Here is a 16,077-nt window from a genome sequence, read left to right as displayed (position 1 = left end):
CGTCTAGAAGAGCTCCTCTATTGACCTCTTTATTCGCTCCAGTATCTCCCCAAAACCATGGCCCCTGCTTACTCTCTCCACCGGGCCCTTGGGCCTCTGCTCCTCGGTGACCACCCGGGAGTAACCCCCTTGACGCCTCACCAGATCCATGGAGGGCTCCATGTAGCGGAAGGGGTTCCTCTCCTTCTCCAGCATGTATCGTATTATCCCCGCGGCGGAGACGAACTCCACCCCGTTCCTGCCCGGCGGCATTCGGTCATGATCAAGGGGGAGCGACACCCGGGCGGGCATGTCCAGGAGCTCGCTGACCAAGACATCTATGTCCGCCGTCTTGGCCACCCCCCCACACATGACTACCCCTCCGGACAGGTTTGAGGGGGATACGTCAGCGATGTCCCGCTTTATGAGGACCGAGTAGAGCTCCTCCAATCGGCATCGCACCACCTCCACCACATCCATCACCCGGCAGGAGTAGCTTCTTCCGCGGACGTCGAACTCGATAACGTCCTCCGCCCCGTCTCCCCCCTCGAAGAGGGATACCTCCTTCTTTATCTCCTCCGCCTTGCTTATGGGCATCTTGAGGACCGAGGCGATGTCGTTGGTTATGTGGTCCCCCCCGACCGGTATGACCGATAGGTGCCTGGGCCGCCCATCCAGGAAGACCGCCACTCCGGTGGTACCACCCCCCACGTCCACCGCCACGGTTCCAGCCATGGCCTCCTCCTTGGAGAGCATGCCAAGCGCCGAGGCCAGGGGCTTTATAACCAGGCCACTGACCTCGAGACCCGCCCGCTCCACACAGTTGAGGACGTTCTGGAGGACCGCGGTGGGAACGATCACCGACTGAAGATCTATCTCCAATCGGACTCCGGTCATCCCCGACGGGTCATCTATACCACCGTGACCATCCAGGAAGTACTCGACCGGTATTGCGTGGAGCACGCACTGGTTGGCCGGCACAGACACCTCCGTCTGGGCCGCCTCGATGACCCGCTCCACGTCAAGCTGCATCACCGGCCTGGGGGACCTGCCCAGAGAGACCATTCCCTTGGAACGGACGCTCCGGACCTCGCTCCCGCTGAAGGCCACCGTAGCCTCCTTCAGCTCCAACCCCACCATGTTCTCCGCGTCGGATATGGCCTGGCGAACGGACCTTATGGCCTGCTCTAGGTTTACAATGAGGCCCTTGCGCATCCCGTTGGAAGGGGCGGAACCTATCCCTATTATTTGAGCCTCCCCGGTACGGCTCTCCCTCTCCGCAACAACCACCGATACCTTGGTGGTGCCCAGATCAAGCCCCACCAGCAGTTCCGGATCGCCATGAGCCGTGGAGGTAGATAATTTCTTGAACAAGAGAAGCCCCCCCCGCCAGATGTTGAAATTTAGCAAAACGTCCCCTCAGTTGCCAGACGGTTCCTTCCTCAGGATAATTTTATCCCCATAAGTGCAATCCACCAACACCGAATCCCCAGATATGACGCCCTTTCTTTGAAGCTCCGCCACCGCCGATATGGCCCTCCTGACCCCCTTGGGATCAGTGGCGTTGAACACCACCTTGAGGGCCTCTACATCCCCCGAGGCGTAGATGGCGGTGCCCAGCATGGCAGGGTCTCCGTTGTAGCTGACCTTGATCCCCCGTAGCTCCATTCCGGGGGGCCGAAGGGCACTTACCTCTTCAAGAAGGCTAACTACCCTATCGACCGGAGCTCCGCAGTGGATCACGTCCCTGTTGAGGGACGCCCCATCGATCAAAGGCTCCATGGTCCTGTCCCAAAATATTATAGGGCCCGCCGGGTATGTCATGCCCGCCACCGCTGAGTTTTGGGGCAGGGAGGCGGACCAGAGGAAACCGTCGGAGGACCAGAACCAGAGGGTCCCCCTCCACATCAACCTGGCCACCGGCCTCCTGGGGGTTACCTGCACTTTCAGCTTTCCGAAACCCCCGTAACCAACCCTGGCCACTATGGGAAACTTAGCCTCCAGCCTATCCGCCACCGACGAGGCGTTGAAGAGTGCCAGGGGCCATATCCGCCTCTCCGCGCAGGTCAAAACGGACCAGACCACCTCCTCGGGTATCGCCCCCGGGGGGTGGACCCTGACCCTCACCAGCCGCAGGAAGCCCCCGTTGGACTCGATGGCCCACAGGGAACCCGCCAGCAGGGTGATCATCAGGAGCCATCGAATAATCTTCCTGCGGGGGTGAGTCCCGCCGTCCAAATTCCTGCCCCTCTCCCTATAAGGCGCCATCCCCGATGACCTTGATCTCCAACTCCAGGTTAACCCCAAACTGGTCCCTTACCCGGGATCGACATATGTCTATCAGTTTGAGGATGTCGTCCGATGTGGCATCCCCCAGGTTTTCGATGAAGTTGGCGTGCTCCCTCGACACCATGGCTCCTCCCACCGAGAGCCCCTTGCATCCCGCCGAGTCAAGCATAAGCCCCGCACTACCCCCCGGTGGGTTCTTGAACACGCAACCGGCGGTCCTGGAGTTCTTTGGCTGCCCCTTTCGCAACGAGGCGAAGTGCCTAAGCCTCTGCCTCACCAGCCCATCACTGGAGAGGCTAAGGACTAGACCAACGGACGTAACCCAAGAGGTACCTCCGGCGAAGGGGGAGCTCCGGTAAGCAAAGGTCAGATCCCCCTTCCCCCAATCGGAGAAGGTCCCATCCACCTCCAGGGTCCTTACGAAGCTTACCAGGTCCCCTATGGACCGCCCCTGGGCTCCCGCGTTGCCCGCCACGGCGCCCCCTACAGTACCGGGGATCCCCACTGCGAACTCTAGCCCGCTGAGACGCCTCCTCACGGACCAGTTGACCAGCCGACGCAGGGGATATCCCGCCGATACCCGGATCTCCACCGAGTTTCCCCAGGACCTAACGATCTCGGGCGGGGATGGATCGTCCCTCAGGAGTATCACCCACCCATCTATCCCCCCGTCGAGGACGAGCACGTTCGAGCCCTCGCCCAAGATGAAAAGCCGATCCCCCGCATCGGAGGAGGCACGGCGAACCTCCGCCAGGGCCGACTCGGAGGTGATTGGCATCACCGCCTTGGCGATGCCACCGACCCCCCAGGTGTTCCAGAAGCGCATGGGCTCCTGAAACCTGACGGGGATGCGGGATGCCAAGCTACTTAGACACAACTGCGACCTCATGGGGCAACTTCCTTCCCTCCTCAATGGAACGGAGGATCCTCTCCCCCAGGCAGGAAATGCTGCCCGCCCCCACGGTTAGCACCACATCACCGGGAACACACGTCTCCCTCACCCTTTCCACCGCGTCCTCGAAGGAATCGCAACAGACCGGATCCCCAACCCCATCGGGGAAGCTCCCGGCGATGAGGTCCGATGAGACCCCCTCTATGGGCTCCTCGTCCGCGGGATATATGGGGAGTATGAATGACCTGTCCGCTAGGGCTAGAACGCTGGCGAAGTCCCGGTACATGGCCTGAGTCCTGGTGTAGCGATGGGGCTGAAACACCACCAGGATGCGCCTTCCCGGCAACGCCCCCCGCACGGCGGATATGGTGGCCTTTATCTCCCGGGGGTGATGACCGTAGTCGTCCAGTACGTCGATGCCATCGGCAGATCCCACCCGCTGCAACCGCCTCTTGGCCCCTCTGAAGGACTTAAGCACCTTCGCTACGGACTCAAAGGACACGCCGAAGAGGTCCGCCACCGCACAGGTGGCCAGCGCGTTGAGAACGTTGTGCTCCCCGCTGACCGAGAGGGATATGTGCCCCCTGAGCTCCCCCCTCCTGTACACGTCCGCCTCGATCCCTCCCCCCTTGAGGGGATGGACGTTAACCGCTCCCCAATCCCAGGAGGTGCCCCATCCGTATCGGATGACATGAACATCCCCGCCGGACTGGATCCCATTGAGGACCCGTTGATTTCCTCCGTCCTCGGCGCAGATGACCAGCGCTCCCCCATCCTTTATCTTCCCAACGAATCTGACGAAGGCATCGGTCACCTGATCCACGGAGGCATAGTGATCCACGTGATCCCAGTCCACGTTGGTTACCACCGCCACTTGGGGGGAGAAGAGCTCGAAGCTGCCGTCGCTCTCGTCCAGCTCAGCCACCATGACATCCCCAGATCCGAGCTTGGCGTTGCATCCTATGTCACAGAGCTCCCCCCCTATGGCAACCGTGGGGGACATGTCACACCTCTCCATGACCAGGGCCAGCATGGACGACGTGGTGGTCTTCCCATGGGTTCCCGCCACCCCTATGCCCCTTCGATGGTTGAAGATGGCGCTCAAGACCTCCGCCCGTTTGGCTATCCTTATGCCCAGCTCTCTGGCCCTCTGGATCTCCGGATGAGAATCGTCTATGGCGCTGGTGTACACCAACAGATCCGGGGAAAACCTGTCCAGGTGCTCCCCATCGTGTCCCATCAACACCTCAACACCCCGTTGGGAAAGCTTCTTTATGTAGGTGGTCCTGGCAGCGTCACAACCGGTTACGCTCAACCCCATGTCCTTGAGGAGCAACGCCAGGCCGCTCATCCCGGCCCCGCCTATGCCCATCAGGTGGATCCTTTTGCTGGCCTCTATATCTATCGGGGACGTGTGCCACAAATCAATACCTCTCCTTTCGTGTCAGAGGGAAGATATCATGTTCCATAGGTTTGAGCTGTTCTCACCAAGATCCTCCCCTCCGGGCAAGGAACCCCGCCATGGTGGGACCTTAACCTCCAGGGTTCGGATCGCGTCATGCAGGTCGGAGGTCAACGCATCCTCGTCCAGGATCATACCGTTCGCCTCTTCACAGAAAGCTCCGGCGTTATCAAACTGGTGACCACCGGAGGATTCTCGCCAGGGAATTATAACACACGGAACACCAAGTAACTTAATTTCCGTTAAGGTTGACGCTCCAGCCCGGGTTATAACCAGATCCGCCAACGAGTAGGCGGTTCCAATGTCCCAGATGTGGGGCAAAGATATGCAGTTGCCGCTCCTCTCCACATCCTTTGAGGCCCCTACCATCAAGAACGTCCAGTCCCGTAGGGAGGGGTGCGATGCGGCGCTGGCCACCCGCTGGAAAAGGGATGAGCTCCCTAGGGATCCTGCAAGCACCAAGGCCACCTTTTGACTCCTCTCCAGGCTAATACCCAGTGAAGCGGCGGCAACCGATCTCTCGCAGAGCTTGAACTCTCTTATGGGGACCCCTACGGGGCTGAAGGCCCCCTCCGGCAGGGGGCGGCAGATCCTCCATCCGGAGGCTATCTTGACCCCCAGCATGGCGGCGAACCGGGTGACCCTGCCAGCCCGGGCGTTCTGCTCATGCATTACCGATCGTATACCCATCCGCCGGGAGACCAGGAGGGCGGGAAAGGAGACGTATCCGCCAAACATGAGGCACAGGTCCGGCATGTCCCTCTTTATGCAGTCCTCGGTCTGGTGTAGGGCCCTCACTATCTGCTTGAACCTGCGGGGCATTTGCCTGAGTCCAGCGCCCAAGGGGGAGCCCTCAATGTGTATCACGTGGGGGTCCAACCCAGCCTCCCGATATATCCTCAGCTCCAGCGGTCTGGATCCGGAGATGTAGGAGATGGACACCTCCGGGTGTTCCCTGGACATCCATTCGCCAAAGGCTATGGCGGGCCATATGTGACCGCCGGTGCCCCCAGCCACTATGGTGATCCGACCTATCTTCAAGTCAATCCCCTCTTCGCTTGAGATCCCCAAGTCACTGTCCCCAATATTACACCCAACCGGAACCACATCATAACGAGGGATGTGCCGCCATAGCTCATGAACGGAAGTGGCATGCCCGTCAGTGGCATCAGCTTGGTCACCCCCGCAACGTTTACAAGGAGGGGGAGAACTATGGTGAGCCCTATACCCCAGAGGAGGGACGCCAGGAGATCGTCCTCCAGCATGAAATAGTTGCGCTTTATCCTGGTGCTCCAGAGCCAGAAGGCCCCAAGGACCCCCAAGGTGCCCACGAGCCCCATCTCTTCCCCCAGGGCGGCGAAGACGAAATCCGTGTAGGCGGCGGGGAGGTACTGGAGCTTCTGAAACCCATGCCCAAGCCCAGTGCCCCAGAGCCCCCCGTTGTGAAAGGCTATGAGCCCCTGGATGGCCTGAAACCCCGTGTCTAGGGGATCCCTGAAGGGGTCCACGAAGGCGAAGATCCGTCTCATCCGGTAGGGCTCGACCAATATCAAAATGACCAGGAGCACACCGCCGAAAAGGCCGGAGATCAGGGGAAGGCGCCATCCATGACGCTCCACGAAGAGCCCCATGGCGGTTACGTAGATTAGGATCGTGGTCCCCAGGTCGGGTTGCGCAAGCAACGGCACGGCGGAAACCACCACTAGAGCCATGGTGACCAGGAAGGATTTGACCACGTCCCTGTCGTTCTTGAAAAGCATCTTCACCATGTGTATGGTGAGGAAGAGGTACAGAACCTCCCCGGGCTGGAAGGACAGCCCCCCAAGCCTTATCCATCGCCTGGCCCCCCCTACGGTTACCCCTACCCCGGGGAGCTTGGTGGCCAGGACGCCCATCAACGACAGCACCCACAGGGGGCCACTGGACCTAAGCCACGTTTGAGGGCGCACCCTCCATCCCACAAGGAAGGCCATGAGGCCCAACCCCATCCACCTGAACTGCTTAACCCCCACCCAGAAGGGGGAGCCGCTCTCCCCGAAGATCTTTGGGGTTGTGGTGGAGGTTATGATCAGGATCCCAAGCCCGTTAAGCAGGAAGGGGATGAGCCAAAGGAGCACATCCGGCCTCTTTTTATCCCTATCATGCTCTTTTATCCTCAGATCTTCGGAGCTCACCTTTCGCTCACCCTGCCGCCGACCTCCTGTGCCAACCTACGAAAGTGATACCCCCGCTCCTTGTAATTGGGGTACTGATCCCAACTGGTGCAGGCGGGAGAGAGCAGGATCATGTCCCCCTCCTTGGTCCGCTGGAACGCCACCCGGACCGCTTCGTCCAGGCTCCCCACCCTGCTCCACCGGTTGAAGCCCGCCTTGGACAGGGCCTCCGCGATCCTATCCCCCTCCTCCCCGTACAGTACCGCGTAGGAGCACTCCTCCGATACCGTCTGAGCCAGGACCTGGTAGTCCTCCCCCTTGCCCCTTCCACCCAAAAGGATCACCTTGGTACCCCCTGGGTCGCACTTGAGGCTCCTTAGGGCGGTAACCGTGGCCGCCACGTTGGTCCCCTTGGAGTCGTCAACGAACGTGACCCCTCCGTAGCGCCCCACCAGCTCACATCGATGTGGGGGAGCCATGAACTCCCCTATTCGGCCATCCTCCCCATTTAGCGGACGGTTAAGCACCAGGTTGGCAGCGCATAGGGCCATGGCGGCGTTCTCCAGGTTGTGCCTCCCCAACAGCCTCACCTGATCGAAACGGAAGAGCTCTCGGACCGATCCGTTCATCAGTAGGAGAGCCACCTGGGCTGCATCGTCCAGGTGTACCCCCTGCTCAACCTTGTCCCAGGACAGGGGGTATAGACGAACTGAACCGCTACCCCCTCGGAGGATATCCAGGTCCGCCAGCTGAACCACTGCAAACCCATCCGGCCCGGTCCTCTCTATCAGCCTCCTCTTTGCCAGCACGTAGTTCTCGTAGGACCCGTGCCAGTCGATGTGATCCGGAGCCAGGTTGGTCACCACCCCGCCGGCGAAACTAGCCTCCTCGCACCAGTGCAACTGGAAGCTGCTTAGCTCCGCCACCACGAGGCTTGGGGTCTCACCGGAAAGGGGAACCGACCCCAACGGATTTCCTATGTTGCCCGCCACGGCGGTGCTGACCCCAGCTGCGTTAAGCACGTGTCCCAGAATGGAGGTGGTGGTGGTCTTGCCATTGCTTCCCGTGACGCCTACAACCGGGGAACCAAGGAAAGGGAAGACGAAGTCCACCTCCCCAACGGTGGGCATGCCCATGGACCGGGCCCTCTCCACCACCGGAGAGGAGGGAGAGATGCCGGAGCTCAAGACCAAGAGGTCCCCTTCGAAGACCCTATCGGTGTGCCCCCCCAGCTCAAAACCCACACCCAGCTTCTCCAGGGCGGATATCCTCTCCCTGGGCACGTTACCCCCGTCGGACACGAAAACCCGACAGCCCGCCTCCCTGGCGAGCCTAGCGAGCGCCTCTCCGCTTATCCCCGCCCCTATCACGGATACCCTCTTGTCCCTCAAATCTCCGATCTTCACCGGTTCAAACCCCTTCCACCTGGAATAGAACTAAAATATCCAGTAGATAATGGATATGAGGATCCCCATCCCTACCACGTGCACAAGCCAAAACCTGGTCACTATCCTGGTCTCTGGCCATCCGATGAGCTCGAAGTGATGATGGAGGGGACTCATCCTGAAGACCCTCCTGCCGAACCTTCTTATGGCCACTATCTGGATCGCTACGGATGTTATCTCAACCCCAAAGAGGAAACCCATGGGGAGGACAAGCAGTAGGCAGGAGGTTGACACCGCCAGCGCCAGGATCCCACCCGCCAGGAAGTGGGCCCCCCCATCCCCCATGAAGACCCGGGCAGGGTGCCCATTGTGCCAAAGGAAGGCCAGCGCGGCCCCAAATATGGACACCGCGAAGGGCATGCCGATGCTCCGGGAAAGGAAGGGCAGAAACCCGAGCATTGATATGGCCACCGCGCCAGCGGCCAACCCATCCAGCCCGTCGGTCACGTTTACCGCGTTCTGGATCCCAACGCTCAAGAAGATCAGAAGCGGGACCGCCAAGGCCGGGGACAGCGGTATCCCCGGCATGAGGCTTAACCCCCCACGGGAGACCATGAGACACCACGGAAGTGACAGGGCAACTTGGAGGAACAACTTCTGAAGGCTGCTCAGACCGTCACCGGACCGGCGGATCACCTTAAGGTAGTCATCCACAAAGCCCACCGCCGCCGCCAGGGCGGGCAGGGCGGTCAGGTTAAGGGCCTCCCGGTAGCCCAGGAGGTACATGGGAACCACGCACAGGGGGAAGATCACCCCCCCCATGGATGGGGTTCCCGCCTTGATCTGATGTCCCTCAGGACCGTACTCCTTGGCTACCTGGCGGATCTTTAGGGCCCTCATGAACCGGATCCATAGCTCCTGAAGCAGCCCTTGGCTCAGGAAGACCAGGAGGAACAGGATCACCAAACCAAGCGAGTCATGGCTAATCACCGTCCATAACCCCCTTGGCCTCCACGTATAGGTCGAGCTTGTAGCCCCTGGAGCCCTTCACCAACGTCAGGGTCCCCTCCCCGAGGTCCATGGGGACCTCAAGGGCATCCTCGAAGGAGCCAACCGGTACGACCCAGTCCGGAAGCCGATCCGATGGCCACCGATCCCCCACCAGGATGACCCTCTGAAAGCCGTTTAGACGATCTACAATCCGCCTGTGCCAGAGGGAGGAGTCCTCCCCCATCTCAAGCATGCCCCCCAAGACCGCCTGGGGTCTCATGGAGCCCCCCCGGGCCAGCTCCAAGGTGCTGTCGATGGCCCCAAACATGGACGTTGGGTTGGCATTGTAGGACTCGTCCATGAGCCACCCCCCCTCCCTGGACCTGATGGCCCTTCCCCGCCCCTTCACGGGCTTGAAACCGTAGGCCACCTCCGGGAAGAGGTCCTCCACGCCGAACCTTAGGGCCATGACCCAAGAGAGGGCCAGGGGGTAGGCACCGTGCAGGGGCCACAGTCCAGAGGAGACCTCCAGCTGCCTGTCCCCGTGATGGAGATTGAAGTTCAACCTGGGACCGTCGTCCCCCCACACTATCCGCCTATCGGATATCCTAACGTCCCCCCGACGGACCCCCACCCCCATTCTTTGGACGGTGAGGCCCCCGCCGGTGACGGCCCCCCAAAGGAGATCGTTATCAGCATTATAGGACAAAAACCTGCCCCTTTGGGATTCCAGTATCTCCAGCTTCGCCCTGAGGACCCCCTGCACATCCCGAAGCCTCTCCAGATGGGCAGGGGCCACCTCGGTTATGACCATCTCATCCGGGGGGAAGTAACTGACCAGCTTGGATATCTCACCGAAACTGCTGGTGCCGTACTCCAAAACCAGGTTATCGCACCCACGATCCATCCCCATCACGGTGGCGGACAGGCCTATGAGGGTGTTGTAGCTCTTCGGCGATCCGTGAACTTTAAACCTCCTGCCCAGGAGGGAAAGGATGACCTCCCGAGTGGTGGTCTTGCCCACCGACCCGGTTATGCCCACCACCACGGGGGACACCAACTTTAGCCAGTGGGACGCCATCTCCGCCAAGGCCAGCTCCGGATCCGGGACCGCAAGGCAACTGGCGCCGCCAAGGCCGGGCCTGATCTCCTCCAGCTTCGAGATCTCAACCAGAAGGCATCTGGCCCCCCGGGACAGCGCCTGCCCCACGAAGGCATGGCCGTCGGTCCTGTTGCCCCGTAATGCCACGAACAGGTCCCCGGATAGGACCTCCCGACTATCCAGGGCGACCCGGCGGGGCAACTCCATATCCGGTCCCACAAGGATCCCTCCAACCAGGTCCGCCGCCTGGCCTAACGTCATCCTAAAACTAGACATGCCTACCCCTTCCGGCTACCTTCTAGGCTCCCAACCGGGGAACCGCTCCTCTGCCCACCGGCGAAGCTCCGCCGAATCCTCAAAGGGGACCCGCCTATCGGAGAACAATATGAACCGCTCCGGCCCCTTGCCGGTTATGGCCACCACGTCCCCTATCTCCGCGTTATCCAGGGCGTACCGGATGGCCTCCCCCCGGTCCAGGATAACCCAATGCTGGAAACCTTCCCTGGCCCTGGCATGGCTAATGCCGGACACGATCTGGGCCGCTATGGAGGCGGGATCCTCGCTCCTGGGGTTGTCCATGGTGACCACCGCCCGATCCGCCAGCGAAGCCGCCACCGCCCCCAGCTTTGGCCGGTGAGACCCGGTCCTCTCCCCACCGTGACCGAACACCACCCATAGCTTGCCAACCGTCACGCCCCTGAGGGCCCCCAGAACCTTCTCGAGCCCATCCGGAGTGTGGGCATAGTCTATTACCCCCACCACCCGGTTGGGGAAACGGTAGGTCTCAAGCCTGCCGGGTACCTGGGGCATGCTGGCAAGTCCCCTGACCACCGCATCCCCGCCGATGCCCATGCCCATGGACAGGGCGATTACCCCCATGGCGTTCTCACCGTTGTAGGTACCTATCAGGGGAAGGGACACCTCTCGGAAGGCAAGCCTGCCCCTGGGGTCGTACACCTCGAGGGTCATGCCCTCCAGATCGTAGGATCTTATCCTACCGCACCAACACCCCTCCACGGGGGACTCGTTGGAGCCTATCACCCGGTAGCCATGCATTCTGTCCGGATGCTCCATCAGTAGGGCAGCCCCCCTGGGGTCCGAAGCGTTAGACGCCCCAACCCAACCTTCCTTCATGTAGCGGTTGAAGAGAAGCCTCTTGGCGTCGAAGTAGGCGTCCTCGGTCAAATGAAAGTCCAGATGCTCGGGGGTCAGGTTGGTGAACAGCCCACCGTCGAACTCGCAACCCTCTATCCTCCCCTGCTTAAGGCCGTGTGAGGAGGCCTCCATCACGCAGGCCTGGCAACTGTTGTCCCTCATCCTCTTGAGGAACCACTGCACGTCCGCCCCCTCGGGGGTGGTCCTGTCCGCGTGCTCAAATGTGACCCCATCACAGTAAAAAACGGTACCCAAGAGGCCGGTCCTGGTCCCCTGGGCCTCCAGGATGGACCCCATCATGTACGTGCTGGTGGTCTTGCCGTTGGTGCCGGTGATGCCTATCATCTTGAGGTCCCTAGCGGGCCAACCGTACAGGGTGGCGGCCAGGCGCCCCATGAAGGCCCTGGGATCCCTGGACACCAGCTGAGGGACTTGGACCTCAGCCAGGGGACGAGCCACACACAGGGCCACCGCTCCCCGGTCCACCGCGTCCCGGGCGAACCCATGCCCGTCCGTCCTGCCACCCGGCACACACGTGAAGATATCCCCCGGGGAGACGCTCCTGCTATCGAAGACAACCCTGTTAACCTCCACATCCATGGCCTGCCCCGATGAGATCACCTCCGTCAGGAGAGGTTCACCCTGGAGCCTATCCAACAGGTTGTTCAGCTTCATCCGACATCTCACGACCTTTCAACCATGCTAACGCTTCTTGCCATCCTTGGGCAGAAGGGATATGGACTCCACCATGGCCTTGAAGACCGGTGCCGCCAACTCACCGCCGTAATATCTACCGCCCTTAGGCTCCCCTATGACTACCAGGAGGACGTAGCGGGGGCTGTCGTAGGGCCAGAACCCAACAAATGAGGCCACGTAGTGGCCCTTCTGGTAGGTTCCACCGGTAGCCACCTGGGCGGTGCCGGTCTTGCCCGCCACCTTCTCCAGGGGCGTGTTCGCCCCCTTGCCGGTCCCCTCCACCACCACACCCCTCATGCTCTCCCGGAGGAACTTGGCCACCCCGGGGGAGAATACCGCGGACTTCACCACCCTCTTGCCCCGGTAGATTACCTCCCCCTTGTCATCCCTGACCTCCTTGACCACGTAGGGTTTCAGCAGGTGTCCTCCGTTGGCAATGGCACCTATGGCGGACACCAACTGAACGGGGGTAACCCCTACCCCCTGCCCTATGGCCACGTTGGCAGGCACCACCCCCAACCAGCGCTCCGGGGGTTGAAGCAGCCCCGCCTCCTCTCCCGCCAGGTCTATGCCGGTCCTCTGTCCCATGCCCAGGAGCTTCAATCCCTGATAGAACCTGAAAACGTGGAACCTTATGCCAACCATGGCCATGCCCACGTTGCAGGAGTTTACGATGACCCTCTTGGGATCCTCTACCCCGTGGCCTCCCCTTTTGACGTCCCGGATGACGTGATCCGCCACCCTTATGCTGCCGGAGCAAATGAACCTATCCGATTGATTCACCAACCCCTCCTCCATGGCTAGCCCCATGACCAGGGGCTTTAGGGTGGACCCGGGCTCGTATATCCGGCCGATCACGTTGTTCCTCAAGGCCTCGGGGTTTTTGAAAGAGCCCCGGTCATTCGGGTTGAAGGTGGGGTAGCTGGCCAACCCCAGGACCGCCCCATCGTTTGGGTCGATGCATATGGCAGCCCCCCAGGTGGCATTGCTGTCCCTTACCCCAACCGCCAGGTTCTCCTCCAATATCTGCTGGATCCTGGAGTCTATGGACAGGTATATGTTCCCCGAAGCGGTGTAGTCCTCGTCCGAGCTGTTGCCCACTATGTCCAGCAGCTTGCCCCGGGCGTCCCTGGCCAGAAGACGGGTCTGCTGGGGGGAGAAGAGGGTGTTGTTCCACGCCCTCTCTATGCCCGACAGCCCGTTATCGTCTATGTCGCAGAACCCCAGAAGGTGGGCCGCCAGCTGCCCATGGGGATAGACCCTAGCACTCTCCTTCAGGGAGAAGAGCCCCGGGATATCCTTGGCGGTGTAGGCCCTGGCCATCTCCAGGGGGACCTTTCGGCGAACCCAGACGAAGCGCCCCGGGAGCGATCTCTGAAAGCGCACCAGCTCCCCATCCCCGACCAGCCCCTTCAGGGCCGAAGCGTTGGCCGGATCCCAGTAGGCGGGGTCTATAAAGAAGCTCTCGGAGGGCACCGATAGGGCCAAGGGGACCCCGTTCCTGTCGAAGATCCCTCCCCGGGAGGTGCTTATGGGCACCTGGGCCCAGTACTGTTTCGATGCCTGGGCCTTGACCCTGGGGTCAGGGAAGAGGTGTAGCCGCACCAGGTTGACCCCGATCAACAAGAAGGCGGCCGCCAGGGCTATCCACTGGCTGTGCCGCCTGGGGTAACGGGACCTGCTAATCCTTGGCATGGGCCTCTCCCGCGAAGTTAAGGGTCCACCCCCACCTGCTCCTCCCGCCGCTCTCCGCTCGGAGCGCTTGGCGCTCCACCTGGGAGGGGGCCTGACCTCCATCCGCCCAAGGAAGGGCTATCTTCACGAAGTCCCTCCTGGCCTCCATCCCGAGCCTGGCCCTGGCGTTGGAGTATATCCTTTCGGGGGAAAGGAGGGAAGCCAATCTTATCTCCAATTGCACCTTCTTAGATACCTCCGCATCTATCTTGGCGTTTATATCTGAGAGACGATACTCCAAGTAGAGGGAGTACAACCTCACTCCACCGAGGGACACCGCCAAGGTTATCATTATCATGATGGCCATTATAAACGCGGGCGGTATCCGTTGGGGGCTTTCATGTCTTGGAAGGGACATGGCTACACCTCCGTCTCCTTGGCTCGCCGAAAACGAAACACCTAACCTTGGCGCTCCTTGCCCGCCGGTTCAGCTCCACCTCCTCTTCGGATGGAACCAGGGGCTTCCGCGTAAGGGGGACCCCCAGGTCCTGACCCGCCCACTCCCTCATCCGTCCCTTCACCAGCCTATCCTCCAGGGAGTGATAGGTTATGAATATGACCTTACACCCCTCGGAACCCATGGATGGGAGCTGGTCCAACAGCTCCTCCAGGGCTCCCAGCTCGTCGTTGACCTCTATCCGCAGGGCCTGAAATATCCGCCTGGCGGGGTGCCCCCTCATCTTCCTCTGGGCCGGGGCAGGGATGGCGGATCTTATGACCGACACTAGAGCCTCACAGGTCTCTATGGGCCCCTCCTTCTCCCGGTGCCTGCATATGGCCCTGGCCACCTGATAGGCGAATGGGTCCTCCCCATACCTCCGGAAGAGGGCGGCCAGCTCCGCCATGGACCAACCGTTAACGATATCCGCCGCGGTACGGGACCCCAGCCTGCCCATGTCCATCCTCATGTCCAGGGGCCCTTTGTAGTTGAACGAGAAACCCCGCTCCGGGGTGTCAACCTGCCAGGAGGATATGCCCAAATCGAAGACGAAGGCGCTAACCCGAGGAGATCCCAGGTCTGCCAGGATGCGCCCCACGTCCCTGAAGTTGCCCAACACGGTACGAACCCGGTCCCCGAAGGGGGATAGAACCTCCCGGGCTATATCAAGTATGGACTGGTCCTGGTCTATGCCTATCAAGGAGGCGCCCTGACACCTCTCCAGGATGGCCCTGGAATGCCCCCCGGCCCCCAGGGTGCCATCCACCACCAGTCCCACTTCCTCCCACGGGCGAAGCAACTCCAGGATCTTATCCAGCATAACCGGGATGTGGACCGTCACAGACCATCTACCTCCTCGACTATGGAGGGAAGCTCATCCATCAGACGGGCCCTCCTTCGGTCCCACTCTTCCCTGTCCCATATCTCAACGTGATCTCCAACTCCTATTATGTAAACGTCCCTGGTAATCTTGGCGTGCTCCCTCAAATATGAGGGGACCAGAAGCCGCCCCATTGAATCCGGCTCAACCTGCACCGCCGAAGCCATGAGCAACCTCTTGAGGTCCCGGTGGCTAGCCCTCGAGGAGGAAAGGGAGCTTAACCGGTTGAAGAGCCCCTCCCATCCGCCCAGGCCGTAGATGGACACGCAGGGATCTATGCCGACGGTGGCTATGAGCTCCTCCCCCAGCCCCTCCCTGAACCGGGACGGCAATACCACCCGCCCCTTCGAGTCCACCCGGTGCTCATGGGTCCCCACCAACAAGACATCCGATGCCTCCCTATGACACTTACTACCACTTTCTACCACCAAAAGGGACTAAAATAAAGCCTGGGCCCAAAACCCGCATGGGGCTTTGGACCCATTTTGGTAGATATATTGGACGTAATATTTGAAACGTAACCATGGTTTGGGGAGCACCCCATAAGCCGGGTTTTGTCGATGTCCAGTCATTTCTCTGGGACGTCCCTCGCGGGGCGCCTCGTGCGGCCGTACCCGGGGGTCAGCGGGCCACCTCATCCCCCCCTATTCGGCCTTGCTCCGGATGGGGCTTGCCAAGCCCGACGGTCACCCGCCGGCTGGTGGGCTCTTACCCCACCTTTTCACCCTTGCTCCCGAGGGAGCGGTATCTTCTCTGTGGCGCTATCCTTGAGCTCGCGCTCACTGGATTTTTTCCAGCATCCCGCCCTGTGGAGCCCGGACTTTCCTCTGCCTTGAGCAGCGACTGGATGTGGTACTCCCCAAACTTGGAGATTATATTACACCTGAGCGCTCCAAGTCCATCATGATCCACCGGTGATAC

The 16,077-nt window shown here is 61.0% G+C and carries 14 protein-coding genes and 1 other RNA gene; all 15 read right to left on the bottom strand.

Going from position 1 to position 16,077, the window contains the following annotated elements:
* Positions 1-3 precede the first annotated feature (3 nt).
* Positions 4-1,353, bottom strand: a complete 1,350-nt coding sequence (gene ftsA / locus TACI_RS04500; protein WP_164925150.1) for a cell division protein FtsA — start codon at positions 1,351-1,353, stop codon at positions 4-6.
* 45 nt (positions 1,354-1,398) lie between these two features.
* Positions 1,399-2,169 (bottom strand): cell division protein FtsQ/DivIB, encoded by a 771-nt coding sequence (locus tag TACI_RS04495; RefSeq protein ID WP_164925149.1) that lies wholly within the window; start codon positions 2,167-2,169, stop codon positions 1,399-1,401.
* 64 nt (positions 2,170-2,233) lie between these two features.
* Positions 2,234-3,130 carry a UDP-N-acetylmuramate dehydrogenase gene (gene murB, locus TACI_RS04490; RefSeq protein WP_242601158.1) on the bottom strand — a complete coding sequence of 299 codons (897 nt, stop codon included), beginning with the start codon at positions 3,128-3,130 and terminating at the stop codon, positions 2,234-2,236.
* 1 nt (position 3,131) lies between these two features.
* Positions 3,132-4,583 carry a UDP-N-acetylmuramate--L-alanine ligase gene (murC, locus tag TACI_RS04485; protein ID WP_012869621.1) on the bottom strand — a complete coding sequence of 484 codons (1,452 nt, stop codon included), beginning with the start codon at positions 4,581-4,583 and terminating at the stop codon, positions 3,132-3,134.
* Between the two features lie 21 nt (positions 4,584-4,604).
* Positions 4,605-5,663, bottom strand: coding sequence for a UDP-N-acetylglucosamine--N-acetylmuramyl-(pentapeptide) pyrophosphoryl-undecaprenol N-acetylglucosamine transferase (locus TACI_RS04480; RefSeq protein WP_012869620.1), 1,059 nt, complete (start codon positions 5,661-5,663; stop codon positions 4,605-4,607).
* Positions 5,660-6,796 (bottom strand): FtsW/RodA/SpoVE family cell cycle protein, encoded by a 1,137-nt coding sequence (locus tag TACI_RS04475; RefSeq protein WP_012869619.1) that lies wholly within the window; start codon positions 6,794-6,796, stop codon positions 5,660-5,662. Before TACI_RS04475 ends, TACI_RS04480 begins: the two co-directional genes overlap by 4 nt.
* Positions 6,793-8,181 carry a UDP-N-acetylmuramoyl-L-alanine--D-glutamate ligase gene (murD, locus tag TACI_RS04470; RefSeq protein WP_012869618.1) on the bottom strand — a complete coding sequence of 463 codons (1,389 nt, stop codon included), beginning with the start codon at positions 8,179-8,181 and terminating at the stop codon, positions 6,793-6,795. The genes TACI_RS04475 and murD overlap by 4 nt, the downstream gene beginning before the upstream one ends.
* A gap of 30 nt (positions 8,182-8,211) precedes the next feature.
* Positions 8,212-9,123: a phospho-N-acetylmuramoyl-pentapeptide-transferase gene (mraY, locus tag TACI_RS04465; RefSeq protein ID WP_242601190.1), complete on the bottom strand. Its 912-nt coding sequence runs from the start codon at positions 9,121-9,123 to the stop codon at positions 8,212-8,214.
* 19 nt (positions 9,124-9,142) lie between these two features.
* Positions 9,143-10,528 (bottom strand): UDP-N-acetylmuramoyl-tripeptide--D-alanyl-D-alanine ligase, encoded by a 1,386-nt coding sequence (locus tag TACI_RS04460; protein WP_012869616.1) that lies wholly within the window; start codon positions 10,526-10,528, stop codon positions 9,143-9,145.
* Between the two features lie 15 nt (positions 10,529-10,543).
* Positions 10,544-12,082, bottom strand: a complete 1,539-nt coding sequence (locus TACI_RS04455) for a UDP-N-acetylmuramoyl-L-alanyl-D-glutamate--2,6-diaminopimelate ligase (protein WP_012869615.1) — start codon at positions 12,080-12,082, stop codon at positions 10,544-10,546.
* 27 nt (positions 12,083-12,109) lie between these two features.
* Entirely contained in the window at positions 12,110-13,798 is a 1,689-nt protein-coding gene (locus tag TACI_RS04450; protein ID WP_012869614.1) for a peptidoglycan D,D-transpeptidase FtsI family protein, read from the bottom strand.
* Positions 13,785-14,144, bottom strand: a complete 360-nt coding sequence (locus TACI_RS04445; protein WP_164925147.1) for a hypothetical protein — start codon at positions 14,142-14,144, stop codon at positions 13,785-13,787. Before TACI_RS04445 ends, TACI_RS04450 begins: the two co-directional genes overlap by 14 nt.
* A 31-nt stretch (positions 14,145-14,175) precedes the next feature.
* Positions 14,176-15,117 carry a 16S rRNA (cytosine(1402)-N(4))-methyltransferase RsmH gene (rsmH, locus tag TACI_RS04440; RefSeq protein WP_012869612.1) on the bottom strand — a complete coding sequence of 314 codons (942 nt, stop codon included), beginning with the start codon at positions 15,115-15,117 and terminating at the stop codon, positions 14,176-14,178.
* Positions 15,114-15,533, bottom strand: a complete 420-nt coding sequence (gene mraZ / locus TACI_RS04435; RefSeq protein WP_242601189.1) for a division/cell wall cluster transcriptional repressor MraZ — start codon at positions 15,531-15,533, stop codon at positions 15,114-15,116. The genes rsmH and mraZ overlap by 4 nt, the downstream gene beginning before the upstream one ends.
* A 151-nt stretch (positions 15,534-15,684) precedes the next feature.
* Positions 15,685-16,015, bottom strand: an RNA gene (gene rnpB / locus TACI_RS04430) — RNase P RNA component class A.
* Positions 16,016-16,077 lie beyond the last annotated feature (62 nt).

The sequence above is a fragment of the Thermanaerovibrio acidaminovorans DSM 6589 genome (assembly GCF_000024905.1).
Lineage (GTDB): Bacteria > Synergistota > Synergistia > Synergistales > Synergistaceae > Thermanaerovibrio > Thermanaerovibrio acidaminovorans.
Note: the sequence above shows the minus strand (reverse complement) of the source record. Positions and strands in the feature narration are given on the sequence as shown.

Bases quoted from the DNA above. Each gene is read 5' to 3' on its own strand.
- TACI_RS04495 (WP_164925149.1), bottom strand. From the start codon at position 2,169: ATGATCACCCTGCTGGCGGGTTCCCTGTGGGCCATCGAGTCCAACGGG.
- TACI_RS04460 (WP_012869616.1), bottom strand. From the start codon at position 10,528: ATGTCTAGTTTTAGGATGACGTTAGGCCAGGCGGCGGACCTGGTTGGA.
- TACI_RS04455 (WP_012869615.1), bottom strand. From the start codon at position 12,082: ATGAAGCTGAACAACCTGTTGGATAGGCTCCAGGGTGAACCTCTCCTG.
- TACI_RS04450 (WP_012869614.1), bottom strand. From the start codon at position 13,798: ATGCCAAGGATTAGCAGGTCCCGTTACCCCAGGCGGCACAGCCAGTGG.
- TACI_RS04445 (WP_164925147.1), bottom strand. From the start codon at position 14,144: ATGGCCATCATGATAATGATAACCTTGGCGGTGTCCCTCGGTGGAGTG.